A 16,230-nucleotide genomic window follows, 5' to 3' on the forward strand; every position below is an offset into this window, starting at 1 on the left:
GGCCGTCGCCGCGCGCCGCGCGAGCACCAGCCCGCGGGCGGCGGCCGCCGCCGGCAGGGGACCCGCGGCGGCGTAGAGCTGGCAGGCCGTTGCCAGCAGGATCGACGACCGGACGACGGTGCGGCCGGCCGCGCGTACGTCCGTGACCAGCCGGGCCGCGGGGATCTGGAAGACGGCGACCAGGACGGTGTTCAGCACCAGCAGCAGCGCCACGGTGGTGGCGGGTGCCCGGGTGTGCAGGGTTACCCACAGTGGCATTCCGACGGTGAGCAGCCCGAACTGGATGGTGAGGATCCCGTAGAGGGCGGCGATCGCGACGTACCGAAGATCCCGCAAGGGGGACGGGCCGCCGCGCACCGCGGTGGTTGTCTCTCCGGGGCCGGCGGGTGCCGGTAGCGCGCGCAGCGGGATGGCCGAGGCCAGGACCATGGCCGATGCCGTGAGCATCGCGACGACGTAGGCGGCCGGGGTGCCGGCGGCGAGGGCGCCCGTCGCGGCCGCGGCGCCCACGCCGACGCAGACGTTGGTGATCACGCGGAGGCGGGCCCGCACGGCGACGCGGTCCGGGCCGGTGAAGTGCAGCGCGAGCAGCGTCGCCTGGGCGGTGCGCTGCGCGCCCTGCGCGCCGACCGCGGCGCAGGCGATCAGGGTGAAGGCCGCCGCGGAGGAGGCCGAACAGTACGCCGCGAGCGCCGCCCCCTGGGCGATGGTGGACGCCACCAGCACCCGCCGGGCGCCGAGGCGGTCGGCGAGGTGGCCGGCGCCGAACGCGGCCGCCATGCCGCCCGCGCCCGCGACGGTCAGCCCGACGCCGACGGTGGCGGGGGACAGGCCGATGACCGTGGTGAAGAAGAGCGCGCTGACGCCGAACAGCACGCCTTTGGCCAGGGAGGCGGCGGCGATGGACAGGGCCAGGACGCGTTCGACCGCGCCGTTGCCGGTCGGTCGGGTAGCGGTGAGGGTCACCCGTCAGTTCTGTCAGGAATCCGGAGCCGCCCCGATTGATGTAGCGTTCTGCTTCATGGTCGTGCGCTACCAGCTCGCCGGGCAGGACCTGGGCGGGGTGCGGTTCGCGATCTCGCCGCTCAACGAACTGGTGCTGTCGCTGCACGCGTGGCGGGACCCGGGGCGCTATCCGCTGCACCTGCCGTGGATCCGGGAGATGTGGCGGCTGCGCGACCGGCTCGCCGCTGACCTGCTGCTCGAGTTGGTCAACGACGATCTGTGGACGCCCGACTTTCTGACGCCGCGGCCCTGGTCGCCGCTCACGCCGCTGGAGGACGAACTGGCGGTCCTGCGCCGCACCGCGAGCGAGGTCGTCGACCGTGACCTGCGGCTGCTGCACGGCCCCGGGGGACTGCCGGCGGCGCTGCGCGGCGCCGGCGTCCTCGATCGCATCGTGGACGCGCTGACCGGATATTGGGAGCTGTGCTTCGCGCCGCACTGGCCGCGGATGCGGGCGCTGCTGGAGGGCGACGTCACCTACCGCGGCCGGGAGATCGCCCAGAACGGCCTGGCCGACATGTTCGCCGGGCTGGCCGACCGGGTCCGGCTCGTCGGCGACACCGTCGAGATCTTCCCCCGGTCCCACCTGCACTACACCCGCCCGGCGAACGGCTGCCTGACCCTGGTCCCGTCGATGTGGACCACCAGCGCGGCGGCCCCGATCGGGCCCGACGAGCCGCCGATGATCATCTATCGGGCGCGGGGGCTCGGGACCCTGTGGGAGCGGCAGCCGCTGCCCGCGCCGGGCGCGCTGGCCGGGCTGATCGGCGCGCACCGGGCCGGGCTGCTGATCCAGCTCGCGACCCCGGCGTCCTCCACCGAGCTGGCGGTCCGGCTCGGTGTCACGGCGACCGCGGTCAACCAGCACCTGCGGGCGTTACGCGCGGCGGGCCTGCTGGTCAGCGCCCGGCACGGCCGCTCGGTCCTCTACCGCCGCTCCGACCTGGCCGACCGTCTCGTCGGGAACGCCGTGGGCGGCGCCCAGTGAGGCAGGGTGTTCAGGCGCAGCGGCGCCCGGCGTGCTGAAAGGGCCCGGCGTGCTGAAAGGGCCTGGTGGCGGAACAGCCGGCCGCCGAAGCGCAGCCACACGACCCCGCCGTCGTCACGCAGGAAGTTGACCCGGGTGTGCGCGGGCGCGCCGCCGGGCTCGAGGACCAGCGCGTAGTCCTTGCGGTAGAAGGCGAGCCGCCCGCCCTCGACGCCGTCGATCCGGAGGCTGAGCTGCCCGGCGTCGGGCACCAGCTCCAGCACGATGTCGGCGACGGCACCGTCCGGGCCGATCTGCTGGGCGGCGTAGGTGCCCGCGTAGGGCGCGAGCTGCGCCGCGCTCAGCGCGCGCGGCACCGCCCGAAGGTTGTGCACCCGGGCGAAGCGCGACAGCGCCCAGTCGTCGGCGAACAGCTCGGCCAGCAGCGCCGGGCCCGTCTCGGAGTTGGTCAGCACGGTCAGCGCGAAGTCGCGCTCCGGCACCATGAGGAAGCCGGAGTGCTGCCCGGTCCAGTCGCCGCCGTGCTGCACCACCAGCGGCCCCTCGGCGGTCGGCCGCAGCATCCAGGTGACGCCGAAGCCGTCGGTCTCGACGAAGAGGGTTCCGCCCGGCCCGGGCCGCGACTGCATGCGGCGCATCGACGCGCGGGTGAGCAGCCGCCCGCCGTCGCTCAGGTGGAAGTCAGCCCAGCGCAGCTGGTCGCGGGCGCTGGAGATCAGGCCGCCGGCCGGGTTCAGGCTCCGCCAGACGTTGAAGCCCTCGGGGTACGCGACCGGCAGGCCGTTCTCGTCGTACACATGGGACGTGGCCACCGGCACCCCGGGCAGCTCGGCCAGGGTGAACGCGCTGTGCCGAAGGCGCAGCGGGCCGAGCACGAGCGACCGCACCACACGCTCGTAGGTGTCCCCGGTGACCACCTCGATCAGCCGGCCGGCGAGCCCCAGCGCGGCGTTGTTGTAGGCCATCACCCGCCCCGGCGGGGTCAGTTGCGGCAGGCGGGACATCCCGGCCACGTACCGGGCCAGCGCGTCCTCGCCCTCGCCGGTGTCCAGGAAGAAGTCGCCGAGCCAGCCGGCGCTGTGGTTGAGCGCCTCGCGCACGGTCACCCGGCGCGACGCCGCCGGGTCGGCGGTGTGGAAGTCCGGCAGGTAGCTGCGGACCGTGCGGTGCAGGTCGAGCCGTCCGGCCTCGACCAGCCGCATGACGGTGGTGCCGGTGAAGGTCTTGGTGGTCGAGCCGACCCGGAAGACGGTGTCCCCGTCGACGGGCTCGGGGCGATCGACGTCGGTGACGCCGAAGCCGCCGGCATACTCGGCACCCCGGAACCGCAGGCCGTATGCCACGCCCGGAATCCGGTACGCGGCCATGCCGGCCTGGATCTTCTCCTCGAGCTCGCGCACGGGCCGCGGCACGGTGGTCGCGGCCGCCGACCGGCCGCCGACGAGCACCGTCGCGCCGCCGGCCACCGTGGCGCCCAGAAGCGTACGGCGAGACAGCATCGCATCGTTCGGCATCGCTCGACGATATCCGCGTCGGTCAATGGCGGCTCACCGAGCCCGTTGGTAGATCTCCGTCAGGCGGCGCAGGAAGACCTCCGGACGGTACGCCGCGGCGGCGGCCAGGCCCTCGCCGGCCACCTTGGACCGCAGGGCGTCGTCGTCCAGCATGCGCAGCAGCGCCGCGGCGAAGGCGCCCGGCGTCGGCTCGCAGGTGAACCGGCCGCCCTCGGCGCCGCCCGGCCGGTCGGCGAGCTCCGGATCGGCGACCACCGCCGCCAGCCCGGTCGCCTCGGCCTCGGCCAGCACCAGGCTCTGGGTGTCCGTCGTGGAGGCGAACGCGAGCACGTCGGCGGCCCGGTAGAAGCCGGTGACCTCACCGGGTGGCACGGGCGGGCGCACCTCGACGTGCCCGCCCAGGCCGAGCGCGGCGATCCGGCGGCGCAGGCGCGCGCGCCCCTGCCGCACGCCGAGCAGGACCAGCCGGGTGTCCGGCCGGGCCGCGTGCACCCGGGCGAACGCCCGCAGCAGCAGTTCCGGGTTCTTCTCGGCGGTGGCCCGGCCCACCGAGAGGACGACGTTTCCGCCGTTCCGCGCCGGGCCGGGCGCGACCGGGGCGACGGGCGTGGGCAGCACGCAGATCTCGGCGGCCGGCTCGAACGGCGCGAACCCCGACGCCGTCTTGGCCGAGGGCGCGATGGCCACCGCCATCCGCGCGAACATGCCCTTGCCGAGTTCGATCAGCCGCCCGCGGCGCACGGCACCGGGCCGGGTCAGCTCCAGGAACTCGCCGGCCGTCCAGCCCAGCCCCAGTCGCAGGGCACACCAGGCGGCACCGACGGGCACCTCGGCGAACACGTCGGCGTACGCCAGCAGGTCGGTATGCCAGGTCGCGACCAGGGGCACGCCCCAGTCGGCGGCCGCCTGGAAGCCGGTCATCCCGACCGGCCCGGTGCTGTGCGCGTGGACGACATCGGCCGGCCGGGCGGTGAAGGGGAGCCCGACGCGGACCTGGCGAAACGGCACCGGCACCGAGCGGACGCCGCGGCTCAGCAGCGGCCCGGGGTGATAGAAGTCGACCTCGTGCCCGGCCGCGCGCAGCAGCCGCACGGTCAGCTGCGCCGACCGCGCGACGCCGTCCGGCCGCTCGAGGTGGCTGTCGCAGAAGTGTGCGATCCTCACGGCTCGGCGAACGCCCGGAGCGGCGACATCCTTCCCGGGCGGCCGTAGCCTGGGACGGATGAGCGGGGGCAAGCGCTTGCTGTCGGCGTTCGGCGTGCTCGCCGCCGTGCAGATGGCCGTGCTGAGCACACTGGACGGCCTGAGCCGGCCCGGCTACGACGGGACGCGCAACTGGATCAGTCAGCTGTCGCTCGGTGCGGACGGCTGGCGCGGCACGGTCAACCTCGCCACCTGCGGCCTGTGGGTGATCCTCTGCGCCGCCGGGCTGCACCGGCGGGCCGACGCGCGGGCGGTGGGCCTGATCCTGTGGTGCGGGCTCTGTCTGGTGTCGCTCGCCGTCGTCCGGACCGACGCCGGGCTGGGCTTCCCGCCCGGCGTGCCGGAGGAGCACACCGTGCGCGGGCTGATCCACAAACTGATCTCCGTGTCGCTGGGCGTCGCGGGGATCGCGGCGGCGGCCGGAGTCGGGCCGCGGCGGGCCGCGCGGGTGGTCGCGGCCGTCATGACGGTGTCGTTCGTGGCGGCCACCGTGCTGGTTCTGCTCGACGACGGCGGCGTCCTGCCGGGCAATCCGAGCGGTCTGCTCGAACGGGTCGCGCTGTTCGCCGGCCTCGGCTGGATCGGCCTGGCCGGCAGCCTGGCGGGACGAGGCGCCGGCGGTTCCCGTGGCGATCGAGACCTCGATGAGGCCCGACCGGTGGCTTGGTGACTCGAGGAAGACCCCATGCGACGCCTCGTCGCTCGCATGATGCCGGAGGTCGGACACCGCGTTCGCCGATGACGCCGGCCCGGACGGCGAACACGGGCCGCGGCCGCCGTGACGGCGACCGTCACGGCGGGGGAGTGAGGCCGGCCGCGCCGAAGGAGACCGAGAACCGCTTGCACCAGATGGTGACGCTCTCCAGCCGGTCGAGGTCCGTACCCGCCGGGATGGCGTACGCCTGGTCGCCCCGGTTTCCCTTGAGCCGACCCAGCTCGACCCAGGCGCCGTCGTCGAAGACACGCCACCCGCCCACGCCGGCGCGCACCGGCTGATCGGAAAGCCAGACCCGCAGGTCGGGACCGTTGGAGGTGTCGAGTCCGACCAGCTCCAGCACGCGGGAACCATCCGCGTTCCGGACCACTCGGGCCAGACCGCCGGTGTCGTGTTCGTGGCTGATGAACTCGCCCTGCCGTAACACCGCCGGCCCGGACGAGGGCGCGGACACCGACGCCCGGGGCGTCGGTGTTACCGCGAGTGTCTCGTGGACCTCCTGGTCGGTGACCAGTTTCCACGGCTGGAACCAGTGCAGGCCGGCCCCGGCGAGCAGTGCCAGGGCCGCCGCCGCGACCCAGGTCGACGGCCGGCGAAGAAGACGCGTTGTCACCGTTGCAGTACACCGCACCGACGTCGAGGCAAACCCTTACCGGACGGTGACATCTCTCCGGGCGTCAGGCCGAACGGGGAGGCCGGTTCGCGGGCGGCGTGTGGCGGCCCAGGCCCAGAGGGCGAAGCCGGCAGCCATGGCCAACATGGTCTGCACTCCGCGCGGCGAGAAGATGTGGCTGTCGATGAAGGAGTAGCCGGCGCCGAGCAGGACGACGCTGCCGGCGAGCACCCGCGGCCCGTGCCGGACGCCCAACGCCACCGTGCCGGCCAGCACCGCCACGAGCAGGGCGTACACGCCGGTGCGGCCGAGCAGGTCGCCGACGTCGTACAGGGCCAGCACCAGCCGGCGCAGCTCGGCCGGGTCCCCGGGCTGTCGCGCGACGGTGCCCGCGCCGATGCCCGCCACCGCGTCCAGGCCGGTGTAACCGACCGCGTAGACGGCGGCGCCCAGCCAGGCGATGACGGTGGCCGTGCCGGCGACGTCGGCCCGGGGGCGGCCGCGCAGCAACACCACGAAACCCAGGGCCAGCAGCGGAAAGACCGGCAGGAGCACGATGTGCAGGTGGACCCAGCGATCGGCGGTCGCCGCCGACAGGCCACCCGGATGGGCGAGGCCGGCGATCGCCAGAAGAATCGGACCCACCGTGACAAGCAGCCCAGTCCGCACCAAACGCATCCGGCGATGCTACCCGTCCCGGGACGACATTTGACCGGTAGGACTTTCCCTACCTATTGTTTGCGGTATGACGATCACCTACATCGACGTGCTGTCGCTTCCGGTCAGCGACCAGGCACGGGCCCGCGACTTCTACGTCGGCACGCTCGGGTTCGAGCTGATCCGGCAGAACGACATGGGCCCGGCGCAGCAGTGGATCCAGGTCGCGCCGAAGGGTGCACAGACCTCGATCACGTTGGTCAGCTGGTTCGACTCCATGCCGGCCGGTTCGCTGCAGGGGCTGGTCCTGCACACCGACGACCTGGATGCCGAGGTGGCGGCGCTGATCGGCAGGGGCGTCGCGATTCCGGACGGCATTCAGCGCGAGGCCTGGGGCCGGTACGCGGTCTTCGCCGATCCGGACGGCAACCGGCTGGTGCTGCGCGGCCGCCCCGCGCATGCCTGACGTCGACGTCTTCACCGCGCTTGCCAACCCGGCCCGGCGGGAGGTGCTGCGCCTGCTGCGTGACGGTGGGTCGCGTCCGGTGGCCGAGCTGGCGCAGCGCTTCGACATGAGCCGGCCGAGCCTGTCGGAGCATCTGCGCCTGCTCAAGGACGCCGGCCTGGTCACCGAGCGCCGGGCCGGCCGCCAAAGGCTGTATTCGCTGCGGGCCGAGCCGCTGCGCGAGCTCGCCGGATGGCTGGCGCCGTACGAGCGGTTCTGGCAGGACCGGCTGCACGAGCTCGCCGACTTCCTGGAAGCCGACGATGACTGAGCCCACCTCCATCGACGTCGACCAGTACCTGCCGCATCCGCCGGCCAAGGTGTGGCGGGCGCTTACCGATCGGCAGCGGCTGGCGACGTGGCTGATGCCCAACGACTTCACCCCGGTCGTCGGGCACCGCTTCACGTTCCGCACCGCGCCGCGTGCCGGATTCGACGGCGTCGTGCACTGCCGGGTGCTCGACGTGGACCCGGAGCGGTTGATGCGGTGGTCCTGGCGGGGCGGCACGCTCGACAGCGTGGTGACCTGGACGCTGCGGTCCGAGGGGCGCGGCACCCGGCTGTTCCTGCGCCACGAGGGATTCGATCCGGACGATCCACTACAACGTCAGGCCCTGCGGATCATGGGCGGCGGCTGGCGTTCGCACATCATGCGTGCGCTGGAGGCCGACCTGGCCGCGTCCTGACGCGCTGCGGCCCGCCGGCCGGCTCATGCCGGTGCCGCGACCCGGCGGGAGTTGGTGACGGCCATCGTGTGCACCTCGTCCTCGGTGAAGCCCGCGGCGAGCAGCCTGTCGGCGAGCAGCGCGAGTCCGTCCTCGACCGGCGGGTTGAACGGCTGGCCGAGGTCGCTGGAGAGGATCGAGTGCTCCGGCCCGACCGCGCGGATGTGCTCGAAGAGCAGCTGCCACGAGACCTTTCCGGTGTGTGCGGTGGTGAAGCAGCGCTCCAGCAGGGCGCCGCGCGCGGCCAGTTCCCGCTGGGTGCCGACGTCGAGCTGCTGGGAGGTGAATTCGGGGTGGGTGACGATGACGCGCCGCACTCCGGCCGCGGCGGAGGCGTCGACCGTGGCGACGATCTCCGGTCCGCTCAGGTGGCCGGTGGCCAGCACCATGTCGTACTTCGCGATGACCGCCAGCACGGCGCGCAGCTCGGGCACGATCTTGCCGTCGGGGGCCACCACCTCGATGGCGGGCGCCATGATGCCCTGCTCCGCGAGCTCGTCCTGCAGCCGCGCCCACATCGGGACGGCGGCGCCCGGCGGTGGCTGGGCGCGGCCGGCCCGCTCGTTGGCGCTGTCCACTGTGGGCAGCCACACCACTCTTGCGCCCTGCCGGCCGGCGATCTCGACGGCCACCGGGTTGAGGCCGCCGACCGCGCCGTTGAGGGTGAGGGCGCCCAGCACGTCGACACCCGGCACCGCCCCGCGGACCACCTCGGCCCGCTCCGCGGTCGGCACGTAGTGCGACTTGAGGACGAAACCGGCCAGGCCGAGCTCGGCGAAGCGGCGGGCGAGGGTCACGTCGTCGACACGTCGCTCCATGACGTCGGGCGCGACGTGGACGTGGGTGTCATACGCGCCGGCGACCAGATCCCGGGCCAGTGCCGAGGGCGTCGGATGGGCCATGTGGCACCTCGCAGTGATCAATAACGTTGTCGACAATTATCTCGAACATCGACCGCGCTGAGGGGTGCCAGGTTCCGGAACCGTGCGGACGCGGATGCCTCACGGGCTTCCGCCGGGGGCGGTGACCATGGCCGCGACGTGCGCAGACGCCGGCCGGACCGGCGTGTGGGAAGCGCTTCCCGTGCCATCACCAGGCATTGACAGTCGTTAACGAGGCGTTCACAGTGAGCGCCAGAGAGAGCGCTTCCCCGCGCTTGGCCTCCGAACCCGTAACGGCTCCGACACATCCCCGATCCCAAGGAGCAGCTTCATGAATTCCCCCGCGCTCACCGATCCTGTCCCGACACCGCGCAGCCGCACCATCCGCCGTGCCGCCCTCGGCGTGGCGCTCACCGGCGCTCTCGTTGCCGGCGGCATCGTCGCCGCCTCGGGATCCGCCGTGGCCGCCACGACGGTCACCGTCCAGGCCGAGTCGTACGTCGCCCAATCGGGAGCCCAGCTGGAGCCGACCGCCGACACCGGTGGTGGGCAGAACGCCGGTTACCTGGCCAACGGCGACTGGATGCGTTACGACAACGTGGACCTCGGCGCGGCCGGGGCGATCACCCTGGGCGCCCGGCTGGCGTCCGACAGCGGCACCACGGGCAGCGTCCAGTTCCGCACCGGGTCGGCGACCGGGACCGTGCTGGCCAGCATCCCGGTGGTCTCGACCGGCGGCTGGCAGACCTGGGTGACCAGGACCGCGGTCGCCAACACCCACCCCGACGGCTTGCAGACCGTCTTCGTCACCCTGGCAAGCGCGCAGGGGGGCAACTTCGTCAACCTCAACTGGTTCTCCGTCACCTCGGCCGGGACCACCACGCCCACCACGCCGGCCACTGCGACCCCGACCGGGACGTCGGGTGCCGGGTGGCCCACGGTGAACGCGGCGCAACAGGCCGCGGACACGGCGGCGTTCTTCGCGCTGACGCCGCGGCCGATCACCGGGAACGTGGTGCGCGTGCCGGAGTTCAACGCCGGCTGCACGGTCAGCCACCACCTCAACGACGACCCGATCGTCTTCCCCAACATGGCCGGCGCGTCGCACGCGCACACCTTCCTCGGCAACACCAGCACCGACGCCAACTCCACCAACCAGTCCCTGCTCGGGCACTCCGCGACCACCTGCACGCCCGCCGAGGACCTTTCCGCGTACTGGATTCCCTCGCTGTTGCAGAACGGCACCGTGATCGACCCCGCCGGAGTCACCGTCTACTACGGCTCGCGCCTCAAGGACCCGAGCCGGACCCAGCCGTTCCCGCCCGGGTTCCGCATGATCGCCGGCGACGCGAAGCTCCAGGTGCCCAGCAGCGGCAACCAGTTCTGGTGCGCCGGTCCGGGTGGCGAGATCGGTCGCAGTGCCGACGGCAACTGGCCGATCTGCGCGCAGACCGCGAACCTGACCTTCCAGCTGGTCTTCCCGGACTGCTGGGACGGCGTGCACCTGGACAGCCCGAACCACAAGGACCACGTCGGACCCACCGGCCCGGACGGCACCTGTGCGAGCGGAAGGTTCCCGGTGACGATCCCGTCGCTGTCGTTCGTCATCGACTACCCCGTGCACGGCACCAGCGCGGGCTTCGCGCTGGCCTCCGGGATGGCGTCCTCGATGCACGGCGACTTCATGAACGCCTGGCAGCCCGCCGCGCAGGCCGCCCGGGTGCGTAACTGCATCGACCAGTCCGTCAAGTGCAACTCCGCCGGCAACAACTGACCCACTACCGACCGCGGCCCCCGGCGATCGCCGGGGGCCCGCCATCGAATGAGGCTTGGTGCCGTGGATCAGACCCGGCTTCTCCCGCTCAACACGACCGTCGAGGCCCGGGTGCCCTGGCGGGGCACGGCACTGGCGCTCGCCGGGGTCGTCGTCTGCTGGACCGCCGCGGTCGCCGCCGGGACCATGCTGCACCCCGTGGGCCTGGTGCACGACATCGGCCTCTTCGTGCACCTGGTGTCGCTCGTGGTGGGCTTCGGAGCGGTTCTCGTGCTTGAGGTGTACGGGGCGAGTGTCGTGCTGGGGCGGCGGGGCCCGGTCGAGGTGGCCCGGTTCGCCGCCGCCCTGGACCCGATGATCTGGGCCGGGCTGGCGGGGCTGGTGGTCAGTGGCGCGGCATTGTCGCCGAACGTCGGATCGCCGGCGACGTGGCTGAAGCTCTCGGCCGTACTCGTCGTCGCGCTCAACGGGATCAACGCGCATCACCTGTGTGCCAGGCTCACCGCGCTGCCCGCCACCCGTACCCTGCGGGAGCTGCCGACCAGGCTCAAGATCCGCCTCCTCGGCACCGGCGCGATCTCCCAGGCCGCGTGGTGGACCGCTGTCCTCGTGGGCTTCTGGGCCAATCTCCACTGACCGTGGCGCCGGCGGGGCGGGCAGCGGGACGACCGCCATGCTGACAACGTCGCCGAGCGGCGAGGTCCCGTTAGGATTTGGTCATGGCGCTCGTCCGGTACGGCACCGCCACCGGACGCTGGGTGCTGCTCGCCACCGTGCTGGGCTCGAGCCTCGCGTTCATCGACGCCACCGTGGTCAACATCGCGCTCCCGGCGATCGGCCACACCCTCGGCACGGACGGGGCCGGCCTGCAGTGGATCGTGAATGGTTACGGCCTCAGCCTGGCCGCTCTGGTCCTGCTCGGCGGGGCGCTCGGCGACCGTTACGGCCGGCGCCGGATCTTCCAGCTCGGGGTGGGCTGGTTCGCCGCCTCCTCGCTGCTGTGCGGGTTGGCGCCGACGACCGGGCTGCTGATCACGGCCCGGGTGCTGCAGGGCATGGGCGGGGCGCTGCTCACGCCGGGCGCGCTCGCGATCCTCGAGGCGTCGTTCGTCCGGCAGGACCGGTCCCGGGCGATCGGCGCGTGGTCCGGACTGGCGGGGATGGGCGGCGCGCTCGGCCCGCTTCTGGGCGGCTGGCTGGTCCAGGTCGCGAACTGGCGACTGATCTTCCTGATCAACGTCCCGCTGGCGCTGGCGGTCATGGCGGTCACGGCCCGGTACGTGCCGGAGTCGCGGGACGACGCCGGCACGGGCACCGGGATCGACATCGCGGGCGTGATGACCGGGGCGGCCGGGCTGGCCGGGCTCACGTACGGGTTCACCGCCTGGCCGGCGCACGGGCCGGGCAGCCCGCAGGTGCTCGGTTCGCTGGCCGTCGGCGTCGCGGGGCTGGTCTCCTTCGTGCTGGTCGAGCGCCGGGCCGTGCATCCGATGCTGCCGCTGGATGTGTTCGGGTCCCGGGCGTTCAGCGCGGCGAACGTCGTCACGTTCCTGGTGTACGCGGCCAACGGCGGTGTCTTCTTCCTCGTGGTGCTCAACCTGCAGGTGATCGCCGGTTTCCGTCCACTGGTGGCGGGGCTGGCCCTGCTGCCGGTGACGGTGCTGATGCTGCTGCTGTCCGCCCGCTCGGGAATGCTGGCCCAGCGCATCGGGCCGCGGATTCCGATGACGGTCGGGCCGCTGGTGTGCGCGGCGGCGCTGGTGTGGCTGTCGCGGGTCGGCGCGGGCGCGTCGTACCTGCTGGACGTGCTGCCGCCGGTCGTGCTGTTCGGGGCGGGCCTGGCGCTGTTGGTGGCGCCGCTGACCGCGACCGCGCTGGGGGCGCTGGGCGACACCCGCGCCGGGATCGCGAGCGGTGTCAACAATGCGGTCGCCCGGGCGGCCGGTCTGCTCGCGGTCGCGGTGCTGCCGCTCGCGGCGAGGGCCGGCGCCGTCCGGTTGACCGATCCGGCGACCCTGGGGCCGACGTACCGCAGCGCCATGTTGTGGTGTGCGGGCCTGATGGTCGCGGGCGGCGCGGTGGCCGCCGGGTTCGTGCCGCGCCGCCTGCCCGCGCCTGACCGGTCAGCGCCGACTGTCGATCCCGGACCGCCGACCCCGGTGCGGCGCTTCTGCGACCCGGCGGGCCCGCCCCGCCACCCGGGCCGGAGCGCGCCTGACGTGGGATCGCCATCCGCCGCCCGTGACGCGCCGGCCGGGCACCCGGATCGGCGCGGGCACCTGCCTGATTGAAGCCGTTCTCGGCGGCGCCGGAGTCGTCGCCGGGCTGATCGTGGTGGCGGGGCTTGCCGCGCTGCTGCGAACCGTGCACTCGGTCGGCTTCACCCCGAGCGGGCTCACGCTCACCCGGCCGGCCAGCACGGTCGTCGTGCCCTGGGACGCCGTGGACCCGGACACACCGACCGTCCACGAGGAGTCGCCGTCCTCGTCGAGGCTGGTCGTCGCCCGGCCCCGGCTCGTCGAACGCCGGGGCCTCACCGGCGCCTCGAACGCCGTCATCGCCGAAGGCGTGCCCATCGACTTCCTGCTCGGCGCGATTCGCGTCTACGTGAGCGACCCCGGCCGCCGCGCCGCCATCGGCACCCGGGCCGAGCTGGACCGGCTCACCGCCGAGCTGCCGGCGCCCGCACCCGTGCCGCTCGCCGAGCGGCCGGTCCGCGAGCCTGGCGTCACCACGGCCGGTGTGGTCATCCGGGTGCTGCTCGTCGCCGGGGCGATGGTCGCAGAGACCGCGACGGACAACTGGTGGCTGGAGGTGGCCGGGCGGACCGTCTCGGCCGCCCTGCTCATGAGCCTGGCCGGCGCGGTGCACCCGATCACCTGGATCAGGCAGCGGCTCGCCGGCGACTCGCCAGGATCGCCACGACCGGAATGACCGTCAGCACCGTGCTCGGCACGGTCATCGCGCCGAGCGCCGGGCTCAGGAACACGTCCTGGACCTTCGAAGCGGGGCGTGGCTGAGAACCGCACGCCCTGTTGCCGTCACGCCAGGCGGTTGCGCAGGATCGGCACACCGGGCCCTTCGAGCTCAGGCAACGCCACGCCGCGCCCGGTCATCGCCAGCATCAGGGCCTCCGCCGGCCCCGTCACCAGCGAGCCTGCACCCCACGACCAGTCCAGGTCGGCGGCCTCGAACCGCAGCGCCGCCAGCCGTCGCCCGGGCACGAAACCCACCGCCCTGCCGCCCGTCAGAAAGTCCAGCGACACCCGTACCCGATCGGGCCGCAACCCGGACGGCAGGCCGAGCGGCCGCCGCATGTCCTGACCGTGCACCTGCAGGTCGGTGAGCTGGCCCGGATAGCCGACGATCGGCGGCCGGAAGGTGCTCTCCGCGTGGTCGCGCAGGCCCCGCGCCAACTCCGCCGGTGGGCGCTCGGCCACCAGGGCGGCCAGCCGCGCATTGGCCCTGTGGATCCGGAAACCGCTCCGCGCGATCAGCGTCAGCACCGGCATCCGCGGCCTGACGATTCCCGCGAGCAGATGCCCGGCGACCTGCCGGACGGTCCATTCCCCGCACAGGCTCGGCGTCTCCAACTGGGCCGGCGTGAGCGACTCGACCAGGTCGGCGACGCGGCGCCGCTCGTCGGCGATCGCGGGAAGGACGTCCACCGGAGCAGGCTACCGAGCCGTCCGGCGGGGGAGCAGCGAGATGGCGGAAACCCGGCGGAAGGGGCGAGAAGCCGCAAACAGGGCGCGTGTATCACCCGATAGGTGTGGCCCACGGCACCACGGGCCACACCGGTCAACCGGCCCCGGCGCCCAGGGATCAACCTGGCGACCGTAGATCCATCCGCTCGGAAACGCGGGGCAACGGCTGAGCCGAGTGTCCGTGGCCTCACCTAGCACGGGGGAGCAACACCGATGCTCGATGTACAACCGCGCCGCGCGGCGACAACGACGCCGAGCATCCCCTCCTCGCAGTGGCGGCAGGTGCTGCGGGAACTGGTGCTCGTCGCGTTCCTGTTCGGCGCGTACAAGATCGGCCGGCTTGCCGCGGCGGGTTCCCATCGCGAGGCGTTCCACCACGCCCAGCAGGTCTGGGGCCTCGAACGATGGCTGCAGCTGCCGAGCGAGGCCGGCATCCAGCGCTGGCTGGTCGACGTGCCCGCCCTGCCCCACCTGGCCACCATGTACTACGCGTGGGTGCACTTCCCGGCCACCGTGGCCCTGCTCGTCTGGCTCTACCTGCGGGATCGGCAGCTGTACCGGCGGACCCGGACCACCCTGGCGCTGCTGACCGGGGCGGCGCTGGTCGTTCACCTGCTCTACCCGCTGGCGCCCCCGCGCATGATGACCTCGACGGGTATGCACGACCTCAGCGCCCAGTACGGACCGCACATCTACGGCGACCCCGCGACCGACACCTTCGCCAATCAGTACGCGGCCATGCCCTCGCTGCACGTCGGCTGGGCCCTGCTGGTGGCGGGCGCCCTCATCGCGGCCGGCCGTACGCGCACCCGGCTGCTCTGGCTGCTCCACCCGGCCGCGACCCTTGTCGTGGTGATCGCCACCGGTCATCACTTCTGGCTGGACGCGATCGTGGTTTCCGTCCTCCTGCTGACGATCCATCTTCTGCTGCCGCCGGCCCGGCCCGGGGGCCCGGCTACTGTCCCGCCGGCATCCGGCCGGGACATAAACGGCGTGCCACGACAACGTGACGGGTACGCGGCGGATCTGCTCCGGCCGTAACCGGGATATTCGCCTCGGTGGGAGGGCGGCGTCGCGTCACGCGACCGAGACTGACCGCCCCCGGCGTTGCGCCCGGCGCAGCCGGACCTGACTGCGCTGGGCGGTCCACCCCCAGGCTCTCGGCGCGCGGGGCGGCCACGGCCTCCTCGCCTGGCCTCGAGGTGTGCGGCGAGCTCGGACGGCACGATCTCCGGGGCCGGCGCGTACCGGTCGGCGGGTCACCCTCGCCGGGCAGGTACTCGTTCGCGGACCGCCGAAGGTCGTGGGGTTGCGTCGCGGCGGGATGTCAACGTCAGCCGGCCGGGAGCAGGGCGCGCATGGCGTCGTTCTCGGCGGTCTGCTCCCGGATGACGTGCTTGGCCATGCCGTGGATGTAGACGTTGCGGCCGCCGTCGCCGTCCAGCAGGGATCGCGACATGGTGATCGCGCCCCGGTGGTGTTCGATCATCAGGCGCAGGAACAGGTCGGCGGCCCTGCGGTCCCCGGCCCGGTCGAGCTCGCGAAGCTGAGCGTCGGTCAGCATCCCGTGCGCGGCGGCGTCCCCGCCACCGTGCATCCCCGGGCCCGCGGCGTCCACCGGCTGCTCGCCCCAGGCGGTCAGCCACGCGTTCGTCTCGTCGATCTCCCGCTGCTGATCTCGTACGATGAACTCGGCGATGAGCCGGATCCGTTCCGGGACACCGGGCTTGGCGACCAGTACGCGGCTCATCCGGACGGCCTGCGCGTGATGCATGATCATCATGTCCGCGAACTGGACGTCGATTCCGGACGGCGCCGCCACCGATGCCGCCGCGACCAGGCGCCTCTCCGGGGCGTCCGCGCGCAGGACGAGGGCGCCGACGGTCAGCGCGGTCGCGGCCAGCACCAGCGCGGCTCCCATGCGGTGCGGCGGCATGACGGAT

At 73.2% G+C, this 16,230-nt stretch carries 18 protein-coding genes; 10 read left to right on the plus strand and 8 right to left on the minus strand.

The window, feature by feature from the left end; translation table 11 throughout:
* Nucleotides 1–966 (minus strand): MFS transporter (locus AB0F10_RS08540; protein ID WP_360621474.1); only part of this gene is annotated, 966 nt, incomplete at its 3' end.
* Nucleotides 967–1,021: 55 nt separating this feature from the next.
* Here AB0F10_RS08540 and AB0F10_RS08545 point away from each other — a divergent pair.
* Entirely contained in the window at nucleotides 1,022–1,993 is a 972-nt protein-coding gene (locus AB0F10_RS08545) for a DUF5937 family protein (protein WP_360621476.1), read from the plus strand.
* Here the strand turns inward: AB0F10_RS08545 and AB0F10_RS08550 are convergent.
* Both AB0F10_RS08550 and AB0F10_RS08555 read right to left on the minus strand, forming a co-directional pair.
* The gene (locus AB0F10_RS08550; RefSeq protein WP_360621478.1) at nucleotides 1,933–3,507 is read right to left on the minus strand and encodes a serine hydrolase domain-containing protein; all 1,575 of its coding nucleotides are present in this window, start codon (nucleotides 3,505–3,507) and stop codon (nucleotides 1,933–1,935) included. The genes AB0F10_RS08545 and AB0F10_RS08550 overlap by 61 nt on opposite strands.
* Before the next feature lie 33 nt (nucleotides 3,508–3,540).
* Nucleotides 3,541–4,671, minus strand: a complete 1,131-nt coding sequence (locus AB0F10_RS08555; RefSeq protein ID WP_360621480.1) for a glycosyltransferase — start codon at nucleotides 4,669–4,671, stop codon at nucleotides 3,541–3,543.
* A gap of 58 nt (nucleotides 4,672–4,729) precedes the next feature.
* On the opposite strand from AB0F10_RS08555, the gene AB0F10_RS08560 reads away from it, so the two are divergent.
* Nucleotides 4,730–5,380, plus strand: coding sequence for a DUF998 domain-containing protein (locus tag AB0F10_RS08560; protein WP_360621482.1), 651 nt, complete (start codon nucleotides 4,730–4,732; stop codon nucleotides 5,378–5,380).
* Between the two features lie 121 nt (nucleotides 5,381–5,501).
* On the opposite strand, the gene AB0F10_RS08565 is transcribed toward AB0F10_RS08560, so the two are convergent.
* On the minus strand, nucleotides 5,502–6,038 hold the full coding sequence (locus tag AB0F10_RS08565) for a DM13 domain-containing protein (protein ID WP_360621484.1): 537 nt from the start codon (nucleotides 6,036–6,038) through the stop codon (nucleotides 5,502–5,504).
* A gap of 36 nt (nucleotides 6,039–6,074) precedes the next feature.
* Nucleotides 6,075–6,716: a hypothetical protein gene (locus tag AB0F10_RS08570; RefSeq protein ID WP_360621486.1), complete on the minus strand. Its 642-nt coding sequence runs from the start codon at nucleotides 6,714–6,716 to the stop codon at nucleotides 6,075–6,077.
* Between the two features lie 67 nt (nucleotides 6,717–6,783).
* Between AB0F10_RS08570 and AB0F10_RS08575 the strand changes: the two genes are divergently transcribed.
* Genes AB0F10_RS08575 through AB0F10_RS08585 form a run of 3 tightly spaced genes read left to right on the plus strand, consistent with a single transcriptional unit; the run spans nucleotide 6,784 to nucleotide 7,886 of the window.
* Nucleotides 6,784–7,161 (plus strand): VOC family protein, encoded by a 378-nt coding sequence (locus AB0F10_RS08575; RefSeq protein ID WP_360621488.1) that lies wholly within the window; start codon nucleotides 6,784–6,786, stop codon nucleotides 7,159–7,161.
* Nucleotides 7,154–7,471: a metalloregulator ArsR/SmtB family transcription factor gene (locus AB0F10_RS08580; protein ID WP_360621490.1), complete on the plus strand. Its 318-nt coding sequence runs from the start codon at nucleotides 7,154–7,156 to the stop codon at nucleotides 7,469–7,471. The genes AB0F10_RS08575 and AB0F10_RS08580 overlap by 8 nt, the downstream gene beginning before the upstream one ends.
* Nucleotides 7,464–7,886, plus strand: a complete 423-nt coding sequence (locus AB0F10_RS08585) for an SRPBCC domain-containing protein (protein ID WP_360621492.1) — start codon at nucleotides 7,464–7,466, stop codon at nucleotides 7,884–7,886. The genes AB0F10_RS08580 and AB0F10_RS08585 overlap by 8 nt, the downstream gene beginning before the upstream one ends.
* Before the next feature lie 23 nt (nucleotides 7,887–7,909).
* Here AB0F10_RS08585 and AB0F10_RS08590 read toward each other — a convergent pair whose 3' ends face one another.
* On the minus strand, nucleotides 7,910–8,827 hold the full coding sequence (locus AB0F10_RS08590; protein WP_360621494.1) for a DUF6282 family protein: 918 nt from the start codon (nucleotides 8,825–8,827) through the stop codon (nucleotides 7,910–7,912).
* A 310-nt stretch (nucleotides 8,828–9,137) separates the two neighbouring features.
* On the opposite strand from AB0F10_RS08590, the gene AB0F10_RS08595 reads away from it, so the two are divergent.
* The 4 genes from AB0F10_RS08595 to AB0F10_RS08610 all read left to right on the plus strand — a co-directional run bounded on the left by AB0F10_RS08595 (nucleotide 9,138) and on the right by AB0F10_RS08610 (nucleotide 13,514).
* Complete coding sequence (locus tag AB0F10_RS08595; protein ID WP_360621496.1) at nucleotides 9,138–10,580, plus strand: DUF1996 domain-containing protein; 1,443 nt, start codon at nucleotides 9,138–9,140, stop codon at nucleotides 10,578–10,580.
* A 63-nt stretch (nucleotides 10,581–10,643) separates the two neighbouring features.
* Nucleotides 10,644–11,216 (plus strand): hypothetical protein, encoded by a 573-nt coding sequence (locus tag AB0F10_RS08600; RefSeq protein ID WP_360621498.1) that lies wholly within the window; start codon nucleotides 10,644–10,646, stop codon nucleotides 11,214–11,216.
* Nucleotides 11,217–11,299: 83 nt separating this feature from the next.
* Nucleotides 11,300–12,871, plus strand: coding sequence for a DHA2 family efflux MFS transporter permease subunit (locus AB0F10_RS08605; RefSeq protein WP_360621501.1), 1,572 nt, complete (start codon nucleotides 11,300–11,302; stop codon nucleotides 12,869–12,871).
* Nucleotides 12,822–13,514 (plus strand): hypothetical protein, encoded by a 693-nt coding sequence (locus tag AB0F10_RS08610; RefSeq protein ID WP_360621503.1) that lies wholly within the window; start codon nucleotides 12,822–12,824, stop codon nucleotides 13,512–13,514. Before AB0F10_RS08605 ends, AB0F10_RS08610 begins: the two co-directional genes overlap by 50 nt.
* 107 nt (nucleotides 13,515–13,621) lie before the next feature.
* Here AB0F10_RS08610 and AB0F10_RS08615 read toward each other — a convergent pair whose 3' ends face one another.
* Nucleotides 13,622–14,248 carry a maleylpyruvate isomerase family mycothiol-dependent enzyme gene (locus AB0F10_RS08615; RefSeq protein WP_360621505.1) on the minus strand — a complete coding sequence of 209 codons (627 nt, stop codon included), beginning with the start codon at nucleotides 14,246–14,248 and terminating at the stop codon, nucleotides 13,622–13,624.
* A 252-nt stretch (nucleotides 14,249–14,500) separates the two neighbouring features.
* Here AB0F10_RS08615 and AB0F10_RS08620 point away from each other — a divergent pair, with 252 nt between their 5' ends.
* Entirely contained in the window at nucleotides 14,501–15,328 is an 828-nt protein-coding gene (locus AB0F10_RS08620) for a phosphatase PAP2 family protein (RefSeq protein WP_360621507.1), read from the plus strand.
* Between the two features lie 292 nt (nucleotides 15,329–15,620).
* Here AB0F10_RS08620 and AB0F10_RS08625 read toward each other — a convergent pair whose 3' ends face one another.
* Nucleotides 15,621–16,223: a DUF305 domain-containing protein gene (locus AB0F10_RS08625; protein WP_360621509.1), complete on the minus strand. Its 603-nt coding sequence runs from the start codon at nucleotides 16,221–16,223 to the stop codon at nucleotides 15,621–15,623.
* Nucleotides 16,224–16,230 lie beyond the last annotated feature (7 nt).

Source organism: Actinoplanes sp. NPDC026623, assembly GCF_040638275.1.
Lineage (GTDB): Bacteria > Actinomycetota > Actinomycetes > Mycobacteriales > Micromonosporaceae > Actinoplanes.